Source organism: Pseudomonas sp. LG1D9, assembly GCF_002949995.1.
GTDB classification, from domain to species: domain Bacteria; phylum Pseudomonadota; class Gammaproteobacteria; order Pseudomonadales; family Pseudomonadaceae; genus Aquipseudomonas; species Aquipseudomonas proteolytica.
Genome location: NZ_CP026881.1, coordinates 3,615,289 through 3,632,500, shown reverse-complemented (window position 1 = coordinate 3,632,500; position 17,212 = coordinate 3,615,289). Strand labels below are relative to the sequence as shown.

Here is a 17,212-nt window from a genome sequence, read left to right as displayed (position 1 = left end):
GGCGACCTCTTCCGAGTAACCGTTGAACATCTGCGTCTCGCGCACATTCGGGCTGAATAAACCACTGGGCAGGCGTCGTTCTCGCGCCTGGGTCCAGCGCGGATGGTCGACCGTGGGATTCACATTCGCATAAAACCCATACTCATCCGCCGCAATGCTTTGCCAGGTAGTTTTCGGCTGCTCACTTACCAGGCTGATCCGCACGATGGACTTCACACTCTTGAAACCATACTTCCATGGCACCACCAAACGCAGCGGCGCACCGTTCTGGTTGGGCAATTCACGCCCATACATGCCCACTGCCAGGATCGCCAGAGGGTTCATCGCTTCATCCAGGCGCAACCCTTCTACATAAGGCCAGTCGATCAGGCCGAAGCTCGAACGCTGGCCCGGCATGCTCTTGGGGTCTTGGAGGGTTTCAAAGCGGATGTACTTGGCCTTGGAGGTCGGCTCAACCTGCTTCAGCAGGGCTGATATGGGGAACCCCATCCAGGGAATGACCATCGACCAAGCCTCGACACAGCGCAGACGATAGATCCGCTCCTCTAACTGGTACGGTTTCATGAAGTCTTCCAAGGCGTAACGCCCCGGTTTTGCAACCTCGCCATCAATTACGACACTCCATGGCTCGGTCTTGAGCGATCCGGCATTTGCCGCGGGGTCGCCCTTGTCTGTACCGAACTCATAGAAGTTGTTGTAGTGGGTCGCATCTTTGAACGGGGTGATGGCCTCATCTTTTACCGTCACTGCCTGCCATTGCGTACCTGGAAGCTTTTCGGCGAACCAGCCAGGCGCCTTGCCGGGCTCGACATCAGCATAACGCGCAGTGTCAGCCGCACTCGCCCAACGCGGCAGGCTACTGGCCGCCATACCGGCAAGCGCGCCACCGAGCAAACTGCGACGGGAGAAATAGAGGGATTCTGGGGTGACATCCGATTCGTGGCAGTCGGACGCTTTGGGCAATTTGATTAACATGGCAACTCCGCAGCATTGGAGAACTGATGCACCAATAGACTGCGGAGTATGGGGGAAATTACATTAAGGCAATGTTTTGTCCCGGCGAAGATGCAACAGGTATTGAACCGGACCCGAAGCGGCATATACCAGGAACGCCAGCAGCAGAATCCGCGGCGGATCGCTGAAGACGACCGCGAAAACCAGCACCACCACCAGAATTGCCACGAAAGGCACCCGCCCTTTCAGATCGAACTCCTTGAAGCTGTTGTACTTGATGTTGCTGACCATCAGCATGCCAGCCGCCGCGACCATCAAGGCTACCAGGAACGACATCTTCGACCCCTGGATACCATAGTCACTGAACGCCCAGACAATACCCGCCACCACACCTGCCGCAGCAGGGCTGGCCAGGCCAATGAAGTAGCGCTTGTCGGCAGTGCCTACCTGAGTATTGAAGCGCGCCAGACGCAACGCAGCTCCCGCCACATAGATGAAGGCAACCATCCAGCCAACCTTGCCCATATCCCCCAGCGCCCAGGCAAACGCCAACAACGCAGGTGCGACACCAAAGGCAACCATGTCCGACAGCGAGTCGTACTCGGCACCGAAGGCGCTTTGGGTATTGGTCATCCGCGCCACGCGCCCATCAAGGCCGTCGAGCACCATGGCCACGAAGATCGCGATGGCGGCAAAACCGAAATATTTGCTGGCACTCGCCGCATCACCTGCCGCCAATGCGCTCTGGGCACTCATTGAATTGATGATGGAGTAGAAACCGGCAAACAGGTTCGCCGTGGTGAACAGGTTGGGCAGAAGATAGATGCCACGATGCCGGACCTTGCGGCCTTCCGCGTCATGCCCTTCTTCGACATGCTCATCGATCGGTAGCAGGCTTTCGGCGTCAGAGGCCTGGTTTGGCTCTTCGGGACGTTCGCTCATGGACTTTACCTTGCAACGGTGTGAAAAAATTCGACAGACACTTGCGGCGAGTGTTCGCCCGCAAACGATGCAGCTTTATACCAGAACCAGCCCTCAAACGAAAAAACGCGGCCTAGGCCGCGTTTTCACTTGATACGTACGACTTAGTTCTTGGCTTTGTCGACGATCTTGTTGGCACCGATCCACGGCATCATGGAGCGCAGTTGCTCGCCGATGATTTCGATACCGTGAGCGGCGTTGTTACGACGCTTGGCGGTCATCGAAGGGTAGCCGGTTGCGCCTTCGCTGATGAACATTTTGGCGTACTCGCCGTCCTGAATACGTTTCAGGGCGTTGCGCATGGCCTGACGGGATTCGGCGTTGATCACTTCCGGGCCGGTCACATACTCGCCGTATTCAGCGTTGTTGGAGATCGAGTAGTTCATGTTGGCGATACCGCCTTCGTACATGAGGTCAACGATCAGCTTCAGTTCGTGCAGGCACTCGAAGTAGGCCATTTCCGGCGCGTAGCCAGCTTCAACCAGGGTTTCGAAACCGGCTTTTACCAGCTCGACGGTACCGCCGCACAGAACAGCCTGCTCGCCGAACAGGTCGGTTTCGGTCTCGTCCTTGAAGGTGGTTTCGATGATGCCGGTACGACCACCACCAACGCCAGCAGCGTAGGACAGTGCAACGTTCTTGGCGTTGCCCGAGGCGTCCTGGTAGATCGCGATCAGGTCAGGGATACCGCCGCCCTTGACGAACTCGGAACGCACGGTGTGGCCCGGTGCTTTCGGCGCGATCATGATCACGTCGAGGTCAGCGCGCGGTACAACCTGGTTGTAGTGGATCGCGAAGCCGTGGGAGAAGGCCAGGGTAGCGCCCTTCTTGATGTTCGGTTCGATTTCGTTCTTGTACAGCGCGGACTGGAACTCGTCCGGGGTCAGGATCATGACCAGGTCGGCAGCAGCAACAGCGGAAGCAACGTCAGTCACTTTCAGGCCATGAGCCTCGGCCTTGGCAACGGTCGCCGAGCCTTTGCGCAGGCCAACAGTCACGTCAACGCCGGAGTCTTTCAGGTTGCACGCTTGAGCGTGGCCCTGGGAACCGTAGCCGATGATGGCGACTTTTTTGCCCTGGATGATCGACAGGTCACAATCTTTTTCGTAATAAACTTTCATGAGGTTCCTCTATATATCCAGGCCGTAAGGCCATTCACTAATTTGGGTTAGATGCTGAGTACTTTGTCGCCACGGGCAATCCCGGTGACACCACTGCGTACGGTTTCCAGAATCGAGGCCGTCCCGATCGACTGGATGAAGCTGTCCAGCTTGTCGCTTGTACCGGTCAGTTGCACGGTATAAACGCTGGCGCTCACATCGACGATCTGCCCACGATAAATATCGGTAGTGCGCTTGATCTCGGCACGTTGGGCACCCGTAGCCTTGACTTTAACCAGCATCAGCTCACGCTCGATGTGGGCACTTTCCGACAGATCGACCAGCTTGACCACTTCGATCAGCTTGTTGAGGTTCTTGGTGATCTGCTCGATCACCTCATCGTGACCTACAGTAGTCAACGTCAGACGCGACAGGGTCGGGTCTTCGGTCGGGGCCACGGTCAGGCTTTCGATGTTGTAGTTGCGTTGCGAAAACAGGCCGACCACACGAGACAGAGCGCCGGGTTCGTTCTCCAGAAGCAGGGAGATAATGTGCCGCATGATTAGGTTCGCTCCGTCTTGTTCAGCCACATGTCGCGCATAGAGCCGTCTTTGATCTGCATCGGGTAGACGTGCTCGCTGGTGTCGACCTGGATGTCGATGAACACCAGGCGATCCTTCATGGCGAACGCCTCTTCCATCTTCGGCTTCAGATCCTTCAAATCAGTGATGCGCATGCCGACATGGCCATAAGCTTCAACCAGCTTGACGAAATCAGGCAGCGATTCCATGTAGGAATGGGAGTGACGGCTGTTGTAGCTCATGTCCTGCCACTGGCGAACCATGCCCAGTACACCGTTGTTCAGGCAGACGATCTTCACCGGCAAGCCATACTGCAGGCAGGTCGACAGCTCCTGGATGTTCATCTGGATACTGCCCTCACCGGTCACGCACGCAACGTCGGTGTCGGGGAAGCTCAGCTTCACACCCATGGCCGCAGGGAAACCAAAGCCCATCGTGCCCAGGCCACCGGAGTTGATCCAGCGGTTAGGCTTGTCGAACTTGTAGTACTGCGCGGCGAACATCTGGTGCTGGCCCACGTCGGAGGTCACAAAGGCGTCGCCCTTGGTCACTTCGCACAGGGTTTCGATCACGGTCTGTGGCTTGATGATGCTGCCGTCGCCCTTGTCGTAAGGGAACAGGCCGCGGTCACCACGCCATTCGTCGATCTGCTTCCACCAACTGGCAACGGATTCCTTGTTCGGCGTCTCGCCAATGTCCTTGAGCGCGGCGACCATTTCGGTCAATACGCTTTCCACTGGACCTACGATCGGCACGTCGGCCTTGATGGTCTTGGAGATGGACGCCGGGTCGATGTCGATGTGGATGATTTTGGCATTCGGGCAGAACTTGCTCGCGCCGTTGATCACCCGGTCATCGAACCGCGCACCCACGGCCAAAATCACGTCGGCATGGTGCATGGTCAGGTTGGCCGTGTAGCTGCCGTGCATGCCGAGCATACCGACGAACTGACGATCCGAACCCGGGAACGCGCCGAGGCCCATCAAGGTGTTGGTCACCGGCAGGTTGAGCATCTTGGCCAATTCGGTCAAAGGTGCGGAACCACCACCCAGGATCACCCCACCACCGGAGTACAGCACCGGACGCTTGGCCGCCAGGAGCATTTCTGCGGCCTTGCGGATCTGCCCCGAGTGCCCACGAACGGCCGGGCTGTAGGAACGCAGCTTGGCTTTCTTGGGGAAGACGTATTCGAATTTTTCCGCCGGGTTGGTCATGTCTTTCGGGATATCGACCACCACAGGCCCCGGGCGACCGGACTGTGCGAGGTAGAAGGCCTTTTTCATGACGTCCGGGATCTCCGACGGATGCTTGATCATGAAGCTGTGTTTCACGATCGGCCGGGAGATACCGATCATATCGGTTTCCTGGAATGCATCGGTACCAACCATGGTGCTAGGCACCTGGCCGGAAATGATCACCATCGGAATGGAGTCCATATAAGCAGTCGCGATGCCGGTAATGGCATTGGTTGCGCCTGGGCCGGACGTTACCAGCACCACGCCGGCTTTACCGGTGGCACGGGCGTAACCGTCAGCCATATGGGTCGCGGCCTGTTCGTGGCGAACCAGGATGTGGGTAACACCAGGTTCCTTGAACAGTGCGTCGTAGACATGCAGCAGAGCACCACCTGGGTACCCGTAGATATAGTCGACGCCTTCGTCACGCAAAAAGCGGACGAGCATCTCACCACCAGATAAAAGCTCCACGTTGTTCACCTCTAAAACGCCAGAATACCGTCCGTTGAAAACCGACGGGTCTTAATAGGTTTACTTCTCAACAGAGCATGAGCGACGGTGGTCGCCGACTACGTCAGCACTGACTGAGCAAGTATTGGGATCGTCCCAAGTGTTGCGGGCTTTTCCCACCCAGCGCGAGGTAACGCGTTGCGGGTGTAACAGGTCGGCGCGGATGTGCGCCTCATGATCTGCTGAGCGGGCCTGCTTCTGGCAGTCCCGATACAGCGGACTTTGGATTCTTCTGTTTCAGCCCCTTCAAGTCAAGCAATAATTGCGCTTTTTTCCAAGTAAGCGCATGAGAACGAAGAAGAAAGGGGTTTGAGGAGGGATAAAACTCGCCTGAATGTCGTCAAGCGGTAGAAATGTGCGCAAGACTGCCGGAAAACCCGGCAGTCAGGCAATTAACGAGCGTCGACGATCAGTTGGTCGAACTTTTTCAGCGCATTGCGCAAGCCGAGGCTCTCGCGCGGACGATCGGCGTAGACCATCTCGGCCATCTCCAGGATTCCCGACGCATTGGGCAGCGGCAAGTCCTGTTCCAGGATCTGTTTCATCCGGGCCAGGAAAATCCACTGCAACCACTGGTGAAAATCCAGGGTATCGACAGAAAACGGCTCGACGCTGCTCAGCGCCTCGACACTGGGAGACACATCATCCCACCAGCCCTGCACACGCAGTTCACGCTCAATCAACAACAACTGTTCGGCAATCGCCGGAAAACGCGAATCCATCAGAGGCTGACCTTGGCTTTTTGCCGGGCCTGGGCGGCGCCGGCAGCATCACCTTGCGCGGCACGTGCATCACCAATCAAGGCCCACAGGCTGGCCTGCAGATCAGGACGACCGTTGGCCATGGTCAAGCCACGACGGGCGAACTGTTCAGCTTGTGGCGCGTCACCCTGGGCCATGCGCACTTGCGCCAGACGGTAGAGCACCTGCGGCTCACGTGGTGCAACACGCTGGGCGCGCTCGAGGCTGGACGATGCGCCGTTCAAGTCGCCACCGGCCTGCTGTTGCTGCGCGGTGGTGAGCAAGGCCAGGACCGGGCCGTCCAACTGCTCGTCGGCAGACAAGCCGCCAGCATTGGCCGAAGGAATCCCGCTCGGTGTCGACGGCATGTTGTAGGAACCCTGGTTGATCGGCGCCGTATCAATCGGCGCGGAATTCGACGGCCCTGGTGTAATCGGGCCCGGCGTCCAAGGCGCGGAGCTGATCGGCGCTGACGTGGTGGCGCCTCCGCCAGGGACCATCACTACCACGCCAGAATCCTGCGGCACGGCCTGGGTCGTGGCAGGGTTGGGACGGGTGGTCACGGTCTGGCGAAAGCCGCCATTGGCCGAAATCCGATCATTGTTGGACACGGCCGTGCCGGAATCCACCACAGGGATGGAGCCGCGCTGCACGCTGGAGCAACCACTGAGCAAAGCTAACGTTGTAATAGCCGGAATCAACCACTTGTTCACTTGAAATCCTCTTTGCTTAATTCATCCAGCCCTTGACCCAATCCATCACCGAATCCGCGTCTGTGGGCACACCTGTGCCACACGGAGCGCCGGCTGGCGGTTCGCTGCCGCGAATATACGGCATCTGCACCGCGCCCGGACAGTTGGCATCGGAGCCCTGGCCGGTATGGGGGTCGATCCAGGCCTGAACGATATTGTCAGGTTGTGGCATGTTCAGTGGCAGCGGGTCGGCCTTGCGCATAAAGCTGGTCCAGACCTGCAACGCGCCGGTCGCGCCGGTAAAGGGTGTCTTGCCGTTGTCATCGCGCCCCAGCCATACCACCGCAAGCAGGTCCTGGCTGAAACCGGCGAACCAACTGTCACGGGAATCGTTACTGGTACCGGTTTTGCCAGCCAGCGTCAGGTTGCCCGGCAGTGAGCTATACACCGACCGCCCGGTACCTTCGCGCATGACGCGCTGCATGGCGTTCTGGATCAGGTAGATGGAGGCCGGATCAAAGCGCTGCTCGATCTGGAACGGGTAGCGCTTGAGCGGTTCACCTTCCGCCGTGAGCACACTGCGGATCCCGCGCATCGGCGTATTGAAACCACCGTTGGCGAGGGTCTGGTACATGGTTGCCACTTCCATCGGGCTCAAGCCCCCCGCGCCCAGCAACATCGACGGGAACGCCGGGAATTCGCGGCTGACGCCCAGCCGCGCCAGCGTCTTGAGCACATTCGGCACACCCAGTTCCAGGCCAAGCCGCGCCGTGGACAGGTTGTAGGAATGCGCCAGCCCCTGGTACAGGAATACGGTGCCGTGGGAGCGACGATCATAGTTCTGCGGCTTCCACACCTGGCCGTCGGCGCCCTTGACCGAAAACGCTTCGTCGGATAGCCAACTGGTCAGGGTGTATTTGCTCGGTTTTTCCAGCGCGGTGAGGTACACCGCCGGCTTGATCAGCGAGCCAATCGGCCGCACGGCATCCAGCGCCCGATTGAAACCGGCGAAGCTGGCCTGGCGGCTGCCGATCATGGCCTGGACCTCACCGGTTTCCGGATTGGTCACAACCATGGCGGCTTCGACTTCGTCCGAGCCTTTACGCCCGGCCAGGCGCTTGAAGGTATCGCTGACCGAGGCTTCGGCCTTCATCTGCAGAATCGGGTCGAAACTGGTAAAGATCCGCAGGCCTTCTTCGGTCAAGTCTTCGTCGCGATAGTCTTCGCGCAACTGGCGTTTGACCAGGTCGATAAAGCCGGGGAAGGAGCTGTCGGCCAACTTGCCACGGGTGGTGACACCCAGGGGCATCTTCTTCGCAGCAGCAACCTGTTCAGCGGTCGCAACGCCCTGCTGCTCCAGCACATCGAGCACCAGGTTGCGGCGCTCCAGAGCCCGTTCCGGGTTGCGGCGCGGGTTGTAATAGGACGGTCCCTTGACCATGCCCACCAACAGCGCCACCTGGTGCAGCTTGAGCTCGGACAATGGCTGGCCGAAGAAGAACTGGCTGGCCAGGCCGAAACCGTGCACCGCGCGCTGACCATCCTGGCCGACGAACACTTCGTTGAGGTAGGCCTCCAGAATCTCCTGCTTGCTGTAATGCAACTCCAGCAGCATCGCCATCATGGCTTCGGTGAGTTTACGGGTCAGGCTGCGTTCGCTGGTCAGGTAGAAGTTCTTGACCAATTGTTGCGTCAGGGTACTGCCGCCCTGGGTCATCCGCCCACCCGAGGTGTTGACCCAGATGGCGCGGGCGATGGACTTGGGCGATACGCCCCAGTGGCTATAGAAATCCCGGTCTTCGACCGCAACCAGGGTTTCCAGCAGATACGGCGGCACCTGATCGATCTTGATCAGGATGCGATCTTCAAGGTTCTTGGGGTAAATCCCGCCGATCAACAATGGCTCAAGGCGCACCACCGGCAGCTTGCCGCCATTGAGTGCAGAAAGCTCAGCCACGTAGTCCCCGGAGAAGCGCACGCGCACCGGCTGCGCCTTTTCGAGGCCCTCGTAGAACTGGAAGCCGCGGGTGTTCAGATCCACGGTATTGCCGCTGACCGCCGCCGCCCCCGGACCATTGGCCACGGCTTCGCGCCGGTAGCCCAACGCATCGAGTTCGGTGAGAAAGTCGGCCTTGCTCAGCTTCTGGCCGGTAAACAGTTCCAGCGGGCGAGCGTAGACCTTCGCCGGGATGGTCCAGCGCTTGCCAGAGAACTTCTCCTGCACCACCGCATCGAGGTAGACCGCGATGCCGGCGATCACCACCAGGCCCACCAGGCCGAGCTTGAGCGCCCAGCCCAACCAGGGGCGCAGGCTGCGGGAAGGAGGTTTTTTACGGGAACGGGGAGATCGAGTACGAGTCATGGCGGCGGATTATACGCACTTTATTGATGATCAACATGAACCGGACGGCGGTTTGCATGACCGGCTTGAGCGGCCATAATGCGCTCCATTATTTTCCCAGACTCCGAAGGATCGCCCGTGAGCCAGCCCCTGATTGCCGCCCTGCAAAACCCGGCCCTGTTTCCTCATCCGGTCGAAACGTTTCAAGTCATCGAAACCCATATTTCCTGGGTCCTGCTCACCGGTCCCTATGCCTATAAAATCAAGAAGCCGGTGAACTTCGGCTTCCTCGACTTCACCCAACTGGATGCCCGCGCCCACTTCTGCAACGAAGAGCTGCGCCTGAACCAACGCCTGACGCAAGATTTGTATCTTGAAGTGTTGCCGATCACCGGCAGCGTTGAAGCACCGCAACTGGGCGGCGAAGGCCCCGCCATCGAACATGTGCTGAAAATGCGCCAGTTCCCGCAAAGCCAACTGCTGAGTACCTTGCAGGCCAACGGCGAGCTGACCAGCGGCCACATTGATGAGATGGCTAGCCAGATTGCGCAATTTCACCTGAACGCGCCCAAGGTTCCCGAGGCACATCCGGCCGGCACCCCGAACGAAGTGATGGCGCCGGTGCGGCAGAACTTCGAGCAGATTCTTCCGTTCCTCAGTGACAAGGCCGACCTGGCCCAACTGGAAGCACTGCAAGCCTGGGCCGAGAGCAGCTTTGAACGCCTCAAGCCCCTGCTGGAGCAGCGCAAGCTCAATGGTTTTATCCGCGAGTGCCACGGTGATATCCACCTGGGCAACGCGACCATGATCGACGGGCACGTGGTGATCTTCGATTGCATCGAGTTCAACGAACCGTTCCGCTTCACCGACGTGTGCGCCGACACCGGCTTCCTGGCCATGGATCTGGAAGACCGTGGTCTCAAGTCCCTGGCCCGGCGTTTTATCAGCCAGTACCTGGAGCTGACCGGCGACTACCAGAGCCTGGAGCTGCTGAACTTCTACAAAGCCTACCGCGCGCTGGTCCGCGCCAAGGTCGCGCTGTTCAGCATGCCGTCCGAGGCAACTCCGGTCGAACGTGCAACCACCCTGCGTCAATACCGCAACTACGCCAACCTGGCCGAAAGCTACAGCACGATCCCCTCGCGCTTCCTGGCAATTACCCATGGCGTGTCGGCGACCGGCAAGAGCCATGTGGCGATGCGCCTGGTGGACGCGCTGGGCGCCATTCGCCTGCGCTCGGATGTCGAGCGTAAACGCCTGTTCGGCGAGCAGCAGGTGGAGAACACTCCGCAAGCCGGGATCTATGCCTCGGACGCCAGTGCCGCGACCTACGCCCGCCTGAATACCCTCGCCGAAACCGTGCTGCGCGCAGGCTTCCCGGTGGTCCTGGACGCAACCTACCTCAAACGCGAGCAACGAGACGCTGCCGCCAAAGTCGCAGAAGCCACCGGCGCGCCATTCCTGATCCTGGATTGCAATGCACCGCAGGCAGTTATCGCTAGCTGGCTGGCAAAACGTCAGGCAGATAAAAACGATCCGTCCGACGCCACCCTGGCGGTCATTGAACAGCAGCAAGCCAGCCGTGATGCCCTGGGCGCCGAAGAGCTGCTGCTGAGCAAGCGGGTCGAGACCAATGAGAGCGGGACGCTGGACGCGCTGGTTGCCCATGTTCGCCAGCACCTGCCAGGGTTGTAAGAAATATTTCCTGGCCGTGATGCCGTTAACAGCTCACGGCCGGAAATAGTGGCACTATAATGGCATTATAAGTCCAACAGGAGATGCCGCCATGGGCCAGCCGAAGCTGCTTGATACCCCGCTCTACGCGCTGCTGCATAAAGATGACATCCGTGGCTTCAATCAGGAGCGCCCCAAGGATGGCGTCATAGATATGCGCGGCGGCGACTTCCGTGGGCTCGACCTGCGTCACCTGGACGCCGAGGGCGTGGATTTTACCGACGCCTATTTCCGTTCTGCCGACCTGCGTGGCCTGGACTTGCGCGACTGCGCGCTGGAAGGCGCGAGCTTGGCCCATGCGCAGATCTCGGGCACTTACTTCCCCCCAGAACTGAGCGCTGACGAGATCCTCATGTCGGTCAATTTCGGCACTCGCCTGCGTTACCGCACCCGCTGACCGTACACCTTGATACCCAGCTGCGCGCAATGCGGGCTGGGGGCCGGCACCTGCCACCGTCAAGATTCCAGCGTCAGCCTTAGAAGCGTTTACGTCGTTTCTGAGCAAACAACTACGCTTTTCCTACTGAGCGCTACACTCCTTTCAGGCTTGCCTGGTCACGATACCCACCGAACCATTCGGCCGTCGCAAGGAGGCTTGATGAATGATGAGCTGCAACACCTGAAAAACCTTGGCAAGACCTCGGCGCAATGGCTGCATGCGGTGGGCATTCATAGCGCTTCGGACCTGCGTCGCCTGGGCGCGGTAGACGCCTACCGGGCGGTACGTACCCGCGGCTTTCGGGCTTCAAAGGTCCTGCTGTATGCCATCGAGGGCGCATTGATGGACGTGCATTGGAACGATATTCCAACCGAGCGCAAGGAAGCCTTGAATCGCCAATTGGAAGCGTTGTCGGCACGCAATAAGAACTGAGAAGAGCCAAAGCCCAGTGTTTGCGGGGATTCCAAACAAGCGTTTGAGGAAAACCTTCCAGGGTGCAAAAACAAATGTTGACTCTCAAATGAGAATCGTTATGATTATCACAACTGGTCGCGAGATCAGCCGATAACTGAAAGACCATTGGTTCGGACTCTCAGATTATCTCCTCATCAGGCTAATCACGGTTATTTGACCCGGCTCTTGCCGGGTCTTTTTTTGCCTGCGTTTTATGGCCCAGGCACATGAGTGCATTCCTTGTGGGAGCTGGCTTGCCGGCTCCTACCGGTTTTAGCGGGCGATGATCAGTGGATGGCCTAGTTCAGGATGGGGCTGCACTAGCACATCCAGGCCAAACACTGCCTTGAGCAGCTCAGGACGCAACACTTGCGTCGGCGTATCCAGGGCATGGGGGCGGCCATTCTCCAACAGCAGGATGCGGTCGCAGTAGCGCGCCGCCAGGTTCAAGTCGTGGAGGATCACCAGCACGGCGGCACCACGGTCGGCGAAGCTGCGGATGGCCTGCAAGGTGGTGTGCTGGTGCAAGGGGTCAAGCATCGAGGTCGGCTCATCGAGCAGTAACGTCTGCCCCGCCTCGCCCGGCCATAATTGCGCCAGCACCCGCGCCAGGTGCACGCGCTGGCGCTCACCGCCGGACAGGGCCAGGTAGCTACGCCCACTCAAATGGCCTACATCGGCAGCGCGTAAGGCCGCTTCGATGATTTCATCGTCGCGTACCCGCCCGCTTTGGTGGGGCAAGCGCCCCATGCCCACCACTTCCTCGACGCGAAAAGCAAAATCCAGGGTCGACACCTGGGGCAGCACCGCCAGCCGCTGTGCCCGTTGCGCGCCCTGCCAATCCTTGAGCTCGCGTTCGTCCAGCCAGACTCGCCCTTCATCCGGATGCAATTGCGCGCACAACGCGCCCAGCAAGGTACTTTTACCCGCTCCATTGGGCCCCAACACACCCAATACTTCACCCGGCCGAAGGTCAAGGGTCACATCGGCCAGTACGGTTTTGCGACCGCGGCGGATCTGCAGGTTTTCCACTCGCAGCATCAGGCGCGTCCTCGCAACAGCAGGTAGAGAAAAAACGGAGCACCGATAAAGGCCGTAACAATGCCGATGGGCAACTCAGCCGGTGCCAGCGCCAGGCGGGCCACCAGATCGGCGAACAGCAACAGACTCGCACCCGCCAGTACCGAGGCCGGCAGGAGCACGCGGTGATCCGGCCCCGCCAATAGCCGCACCAGGTGCGGCACCACCAACCCGACAAAACCGATCAGCCCTGCAGCAGCGACCGCTGCGCCCACCCCAAGGGCCGTGCAAAACACCAGTTCGCGCTTGAGCCCCTCGACATTGATCCCCAGATGGCTGGCCTCCGATTCGCCCAGGAGCAAGGCATTGAGCGCCTTGGCCCGGCGCGGCAGCCATAGCGCCACGCCCGCACTTACCAGCAGCAACGGCCACAACCGCGAGTAGCTGGCGCCATTGAGGCTGCCCAGGTTCCAGAACGTCAGGGTGCGCAAAGTGGCGTCATCCGCCAGGTAGGTGAACAGGCCCACCGCCGAAGCCGCCAGGGCGGTCAAGGCGATGCCGGCCAAGAGCATGGTTGCAACATTGGTCTGGCCGTCGCGACGCCCCAGGCGATACACCAATGCAGTCACACCCAAGCCACCAAGAAATGCACACAGCGACAGCAGATACGGCCCCACCGCGTCCGGCAGGCCACCGAAAGCCGCGCCGCCGACGATGGCCACCGCGGCCCCCAGCGCAGCCCCACTGGACACCCCGACCAGCCCCGGGTCGGCCAACGGGTTACGGAACAACCCCTGCATGGCCACCCCCGACAGCGCCAGCACCCCGCCAACCGCCAGCCCCAGCAACGTGCGCGGCAGGCGGATCTGGCCAAGAATCAGTTCAGCCTGCTCCAGGCCCTGGGCCTCGATGGGCACGCCCAATAAACGCAGGGCGGCGCGCAATGTGTCGAGCAACGGCAGGCTGACCGGCCCCAGGGCCAGGGACAGCCAGATCGCCAATACACACAACAGGCTCAAGCCGATAAACAGCGCACGCGGTTTAACCAGAGTGGTCATGGTGCGGCTTGGGCTCTAGCGGGATAGAACCCGGCGGACAAAGCTTGCAGGCTAGCCGGCAATCGCGGGCCCAGGCCACCGACCAGCAGCGTGGCGTCCAACTCAAACACCCGGCCTGACTGGGCCGCCGAGGTTTTCGCCAGAATCGGGTTCTCTTTGAACAAGGCCGCGCGGGCTGCCTCGCCGCTCAGGGCGCGGTCGGAGAACACCAGCACTTCTGGGCTCAACCCCGCCAGCGACTCAACCGAAAACTGCTTATAGCCGCTGTGCGTCGCCAGGTTGCGCCCACCCGCTTGTTGCAACACCCAATCGGCGGCCGTGTCCGTGCCAGCGATCAGCGGCTTGCCACCGGCATGCCCGAGCACCAGCAGCACGCCGGGCGCCTTTTGCCGGGCTTGCGCCTGGGTCACGGTCTTTTTCTGCAGGTTCAGTTGCTGTTGATAAGTACTGAACAGTGCCGCGGCCTTGTCTTCGGCCCCCAACAACTTGCCCAGGTGTTGCAGGTTGCCTTGCAGGGTCGGCAGGTCCGGTTGCGCGGAGAACAGTTCCACTTGCACCCCTGCATTGCGAATCTGCGCCAGCACCGGTGGTGGCCCCATTTCCTCGGTGCCCACCAGGATCTGCGGGCGCAGGCTCAGGATCCCTTCGGCGGAGAGCTGGCGCTGGTAACCGATACTCGGCAGCGCCTTGAGCGACTGCGGATGCTGGCTGGTAGTATCGACACCCACCAGCTTCGACTCCCCGCCAAGGGCCGCCACCCACTCCGACAACGCACCGCCGGCGCTGACCCAGCGTTGAGGCAGCTCAGCGGCTTGCGCCACGTGGTTGACCAGCAGTCCAACAACAAGCGCAATAGCGCTGGTACTCAGGCGCATAAAAGGGTTTCCTTCCAAGGGTGGGGTCAGTCATATGACCGCCTGGCATCGTACTGAGCACGCAGTCAGCCAACGGGCGAAGCCGGCATTTGATAATTGTTTGCATTTGCACGTCAAGCACCGGGCTCACCCGCAAACCCCGGATCACTCTACAGCCCTTGAGCCGCGCCACCTGAGAACACCTATGAAGTTTCTGTGCCCCTCCCACGAACTGGCCCCTGGCAGCAGTCGCGGCTTCGATCTCGATGGCCGCAAGCTGTTTGCCGTACGCCGCGAAGGCCGCGTGTATTTCTATATCAACCGTTGCCCTCATCGCGGCGTACCGCTGGAGTGGCAACCTGACCGGTTTCTCGACCCCAGCGCGAGCATGATCCAATGTGCCACCCATGGCGCGTTGTTTCTGATCGAAAACGGCGAATGCGTCGCCGGCCCCTGCGCGGGCCAGAGCCTGACGCCCCTGCCCGGCCGTGAAGACGCTCAGGGGTTGTGGGTACAACTCTAATCGTTGAGCAACACCAACAATGGGCGGTCGATGCAGATTTGCTGGGCACTCACCTGCACGCCGTAAGCCAGGACTTCCACCCCGGCAGCCTTGGCCTCGCGCAGCGCAACGGCGTACCCCGCATCTATTTCCACAGCGGGCCTTACGCCATCAATGCCGGACAGATTCACGCAATACAACTGCACGGCTCGTACACCGCTACGGGCCAGGTGCGCCAACTCCCGCAAGTGCTTGGCGCCACGCTGAGTCACCGCATCGGGAAACGCCGCGATAGACGTGCCGTCAAAGCCCAGGGTGACACTTTTGACTTCGACATAGGCTGCGCCGCCAGGGTAGTCCAGGCGAAAGTCGATACGGCTCTTCTCCTGGCCGTAGGGTACTTCACGCTTTAACGCGGTAAAGCCGTTGAGCTCCGTGATCACCCCGGCATTCAGCGCCTCTTCAACCAACTGGTTGGCCCGCGCGGTGTTGACGCACGCCAGGCGGCCCTGGGGGGTTTGCGCAATCTCCCAAGTGCCCGGCAGTTTGCGCTTGGGATCGTTGGAGCGGCTGAACCAGACCGGGCCGCCCTCAACCATGCAGTTGAACATCGAGCCGGTGTTCGGGCAGTGGATGGTGAGCAGTTCGCCAGTAGCGGTTTCGATATCGGCCAGAAAACGCTTGTAACGGCGAATCAGCCGGCCTTCTTCGAGAGGAGGATTAAAAAGCATCAGCCTTGCCAACTCCGCAAGCCACGGGCAATCCGCTCCACGGCTTCCTGGAGACGGTCGAGGTTTTGCGTGTAGGCAAAACGCACATGATGACCCGCCTGGAAGCGACCGAAATCCAACCCCGGCGTGAATGCCACATGCTCGGTTTCAAGAAAGTGCCGGCAAAATGCGAAAGCATCACCGCCAAAGGCGCTGATATCGGCATACAGGTAAAACGCGCCCTCGGGCTCGACCGCAATACCGAAACCCAGCTCACGCAAGGCCGGCAACAAAAAGTCACGCCGGCGCCCGAACTCGGCCCGGCGCTCTTCGAGAATCGCCAGGGTTTGCGGGGTAAAACAGGCCAATGCCGCATGCTGGGCCATGCTGGGTGCACTGATGTACAGGTTCTGCGCCAGCTTCTCCAGTTCGCCCACGGCTGCGGGCGGTGCCACCAGCCAACCCAGGCGCCAACCGGTCATGCCGAAATACTTTGAAAAACTGTTTAGGACAAACGCCTCGTCATCCACTTCCAGCACGCTGGCCGCATCAGTGCCATAGGTCAGGCCATGATAGATCTCATCCACCACCAGATGGCCATTGCGTGCTTTGATCGCACTGGACAGGCCGGCCAGCTCATCGCGGGTCAGGATGGTTCCGGTCGGATTGGCCGGCGAGGCGACCAAGGCCCCCACACTGTCCTGGTTCCAATAGCGCTCCACCAGGTCGGCGGTCAGCTGGTAGCGCACCTCGGGACCGACCGGCACCAATTGCGCCGCGCCTTCCACCAGTCGCAGGAAGTGCCGGTTGCAGGGGTAGCCGGGATCCGCCAGCAGCCAATGCTTGCCGGGATCCACCAATAGGCTGCTGGCCAGGAGCAAGGCCCCGGAGCCGCCCGGGGTGATCAGGATGCGCTCGGGGTCGATATTCAAGCCGTAGCGCTGCTGGTAGAAACCACTGATGGCCTCGCGCAACTCCGGCAGGCCACGGGCGGCGGTGTAGCGGGTCTTGCCATTGGCCAGCGCGGCCTGGCCGGCCTGGATGATCGGCTCGGCGGTGGTGAAGTCCGGCTCGCCGATTTCCAGGTGAATCACATCATGGCCCGCAGCTTGCAACTCATTGGCCCGCGCCAGCAACGCCATGACATGAAACGGTTCGATAGCACGACTGCGAGCACTGTAGGGCTGAGCCATTAGCCTTCCTTAACAATGAGGACAAAATCGGGATTCTACCGAACCCGTGAGGTAAAACATGTTCTATTGCCTGCCCGACCGGGATGATGAGCCGGGCAAGCGCCTGCAAAAAGAC

At 60.3% G+C, this 17,212-nt stretch carries 17 protein-coding genes (1 of these 17 cut by a window edge); 4 read left to right on the top strand and 13 right to left on the bottom strand.

Going from position 1 to position 17,212, the window contains the following annotated elements; translation table 11 throughout:
• The 8 genes from msrP to mrcB form a co-directional block, all read right to left on the bottom strand.
• Nucleotides 1-975, bottom strand: partial view of a protein-methionine-sulfoxide reductase catalytic subunit MsrP gene (gene msrP / locus C5F71_RS16980; RefSeq protein ID WP_104911573.1) — the 5' portion only. 39 nt of this gene lie to the left of the window's left edge; the window shows 975 of its 1,014 coding nt (coding positions 1-975); its start codon is at nucleotides 973-975; its stop codon lies off the left edge, out of view.
• A gap of 63 nt (nucleotides 976-1,038) precedes the next feature.
• Nucleotides 1,039-1,896: a CDP-diacylglycerol--serine O-phosphatidyltransferase gene (pssA, locus tag C5F71_RS16975; protein ID WP_029298897.1), complete on the bottom strand. Its 858-nt coding sequence runs from the start codon at nucleotides 1,894-1,896 to the stop codon at nucleotides 1,039-1,041.
• 143 nt (nucleotides 1,897-2,039) lie between these two features.
• Nucleotides 2,040-3,056, bottom strand: coding sequence for a ketol-acid reductoisomerase (ilvC, locus tag C5F71_RS16970; protein WP_007948647.1), 1,017 nt, complete (start codon nucleotides 3,054-3,056; stop codon nucleotides 2,040-2,042).
• A 47-nt stretch (nucleotides 3,057-3,103) separates the two neighbouring features.
• Complete coding sequence (ilvN, locus tag C5F71_RS16965; protein ID WP_003176102.1) at nucleotides 3,104-3,595, bottom strand: acetolactate synthase small subunit; 492 nt, start codon at nucleotides 3,593-3,595, stop codon at nucleotides 3,104-3,106.
• Nucleotides 3,596-3,597: 2 nt separating this feature from the next.
• On the bottom strand, nucleotides 3,598-5,322 hold the full coding sequence (locus C5F71_RS16960; protein WP_029298914.1) for an acetolactate synthase 3 large subunit: 1,725 nt from the start codon (nucleotides 5,320-5,322) through the stop codon (nucleotides 3,598-3,600).
• Nucleotides 5,323-5,753: 431 nt separating this feature from the next.
• Nucleotides 5,754-6,083 (bottom strand): YqcC family protein, encoded by a 330-nt coding sequence (locus C5F71_RS16955; RefSeq protein WP_029298916.1) that lies wholly within the window; start codon nucleotides 6,081-6,083, stop codon nucleotides 5,754-5,756.
• Nucleotides 6,083-6,814 (bottom strand): tetratricopeptide repeat protein, encoded by a 732-nt coding sequence (locus C5F71_RS16950; protein WP_029298918.1) that lies wholly within the window; start codon nucleotides 6,812-6,814, stop codon nucleotides 6,083-6,085. Before C5F71_RS16950 ends, C5F71_RS16955 begins: the two co-directional genes overlap by 1 nt.
• A 16-nt stretch (nucleotides 6,815-6,830) precedes the next feature.
• Nucleotides 6,831-9,155, bottom strand: coding sequence for a penicillin-binding protein 1B (gene mrcB, locus C5F71_RS16945; protein ID WP_029298920.1), 2,325 nt, complete (start codon nucleotides 9,153-9,155; stop codon nucleotides 6,831-6,833).
• A 117-nt stretch (nucleotides 9,156-9,272) separates the two neighbouring features.
• Here mrcB and C5F71_RS16940 point away from each other — a divergent pair, with 117 nt between their 5' ends.
• The 3 genes from C5F71_RS16940 (at nucleotide 9,273) to C5F71_RS16930 (ending at nucleotide 11,739) form a co-directional block, all read left to right on the top strand.
• A complete protein-coding gene (locus C5F71_RS16940) occupies nucleotides 9,273-10,829 on the top strand; it encodes a bifunctional aminoglycoside phosphotransferase/ATP-binding protein (protein WP_104911572.1) in 1,557 nt (518 codons plus the stop codon).
• Nucleotides 10,830-10,920: 91 nt separating this feature from the next.
• The gene (locus C5F71_RS16935) at nucleotides 10,921-11,265 is read left to right on the top strand and encodes a pentapeptide repeat-containing protein (RefSeq protein WP_070994367.1); all 345 of its coding nucleotides are present in this window, start codon (nucleotides 10,921-10,923) and stop codon (nucleotides 11,263-11,265) included.
• A 201-nt stretch (nucleotides 11,266-11,466) separates the two neighbouring features.
• A complete protein-coding gene (locus C5F71_RS16930; protein WP_029298926.1) occupies nucleotides 11,467-11,739 on the top strand; it encodes a TfoX/Sxy family protein in 273 nt (90 codons plus the stop codon).
• 294 nt (nucleotides 11,740-12,033) lie between these two features.
• On the opposite strand, the gene C5F71_RS16925 is transcribed toward C5F71_RS16930, so the two are convergent.
• Genes C5F71_RS16925 through C5F71_RS16915 form a run of 3 tightly spaced genes read right to left on the bottom strand, consistent with a single transcriptional unit; the run spans nucleotide 12,034 to nucleotide 14,713 of the window.
• Nucleotides 12,034-12,801: a heme ABC transporter ATP-binding protein gene (locus C5F71_RS16925; protein ID WP_029298928.1), complete on the bottom strand. Its 768-nt coding sequence runs from the start codon at nucleotides 12,799-12,801 to the stop codon at nucleotides 12,034-12,036.
• Nucleotides 12,801-13,838: an iron ABC transporter permease gene (locus C5F71_RS16920; RefSeq protein ID WP_032862939.1), complete on the bottom strand. Its 1,038-nt coding sequence runs from the start codon at nucleotides 13,836-13,838 to the stop codon at nucleotides 12,801-12,803. Before C5F71_RS16920 ends, C5F71_RS16925 begins: the two co-directional genes overlap by 1 nt.
• Nucleotides 13,835-14,713, bottom strand: coding sequence for a hemin ABC transporter substrate-binding protein (locus C5F71_RS16915; RefSeq protein WP_104911571.1), 879 nt, complete (start codon nucleotides 14,711-14,713; stop codon nucleotides 13,835-13,837). Before C5F71_RS16915 ends, C5F71_RS16920 begins: the two co-directional genes overlap by 4 nt.
• Before the next feature lie 184 nt (nucleotides 14,714-14,897).
• On the opposite strand from C5F71_RS16915, the gene C5F71_RS16910 reads away from it, so the two are divergent.
• On the top strand, nucleotides 14,898-15,215 hold the full coding sequence (locus C5F71_RS16910) for a Rieske (2Fe-2S) protein (RefSeq protein ID WP_029298934.1): 318 nt from the start codon (nucleotides 14,898-14,900) through the stop codon (nucleotides 15,213-15,215).
• On the opposite strand, the gene sfsA is transcribed toward C5F71_RS16910, so the two are convergent.
• A complete protein-coding gene (gene sfsA, locus C5F71_RS16905) occupies nucleotides 15,212-15,925 on the bottom strand; it encodes a DNA/RNA nuclease SfsA (RefSeq protein ID WP_104911570.1) in 714 nt (237 codons plus the stop codon). The two genes, C5F71_RS16910 and sfsA, sit on opposite strands and share 4 nt — an antisense overlap.
• Nucleotides 15,925-17,097 (bottom strand): pyridoxal phosphate-dependent aminotransferase, encoded by a 1,173-nt coding sequence (locus C5F71_RS16900; protein ID WP_104911569.1) that lies wholly within the window; start codon nucleotides 17,095-17,097, stop codon nucleotides 15,925-15,927. The genes sfsA and C5F71_RS16900 overlap by 1 nt, the downstream gene beginning before the upstream one ends.
• Between the last annotated feature and the right edge of the window lie 115 nt (nucleotides 17,098-17,212).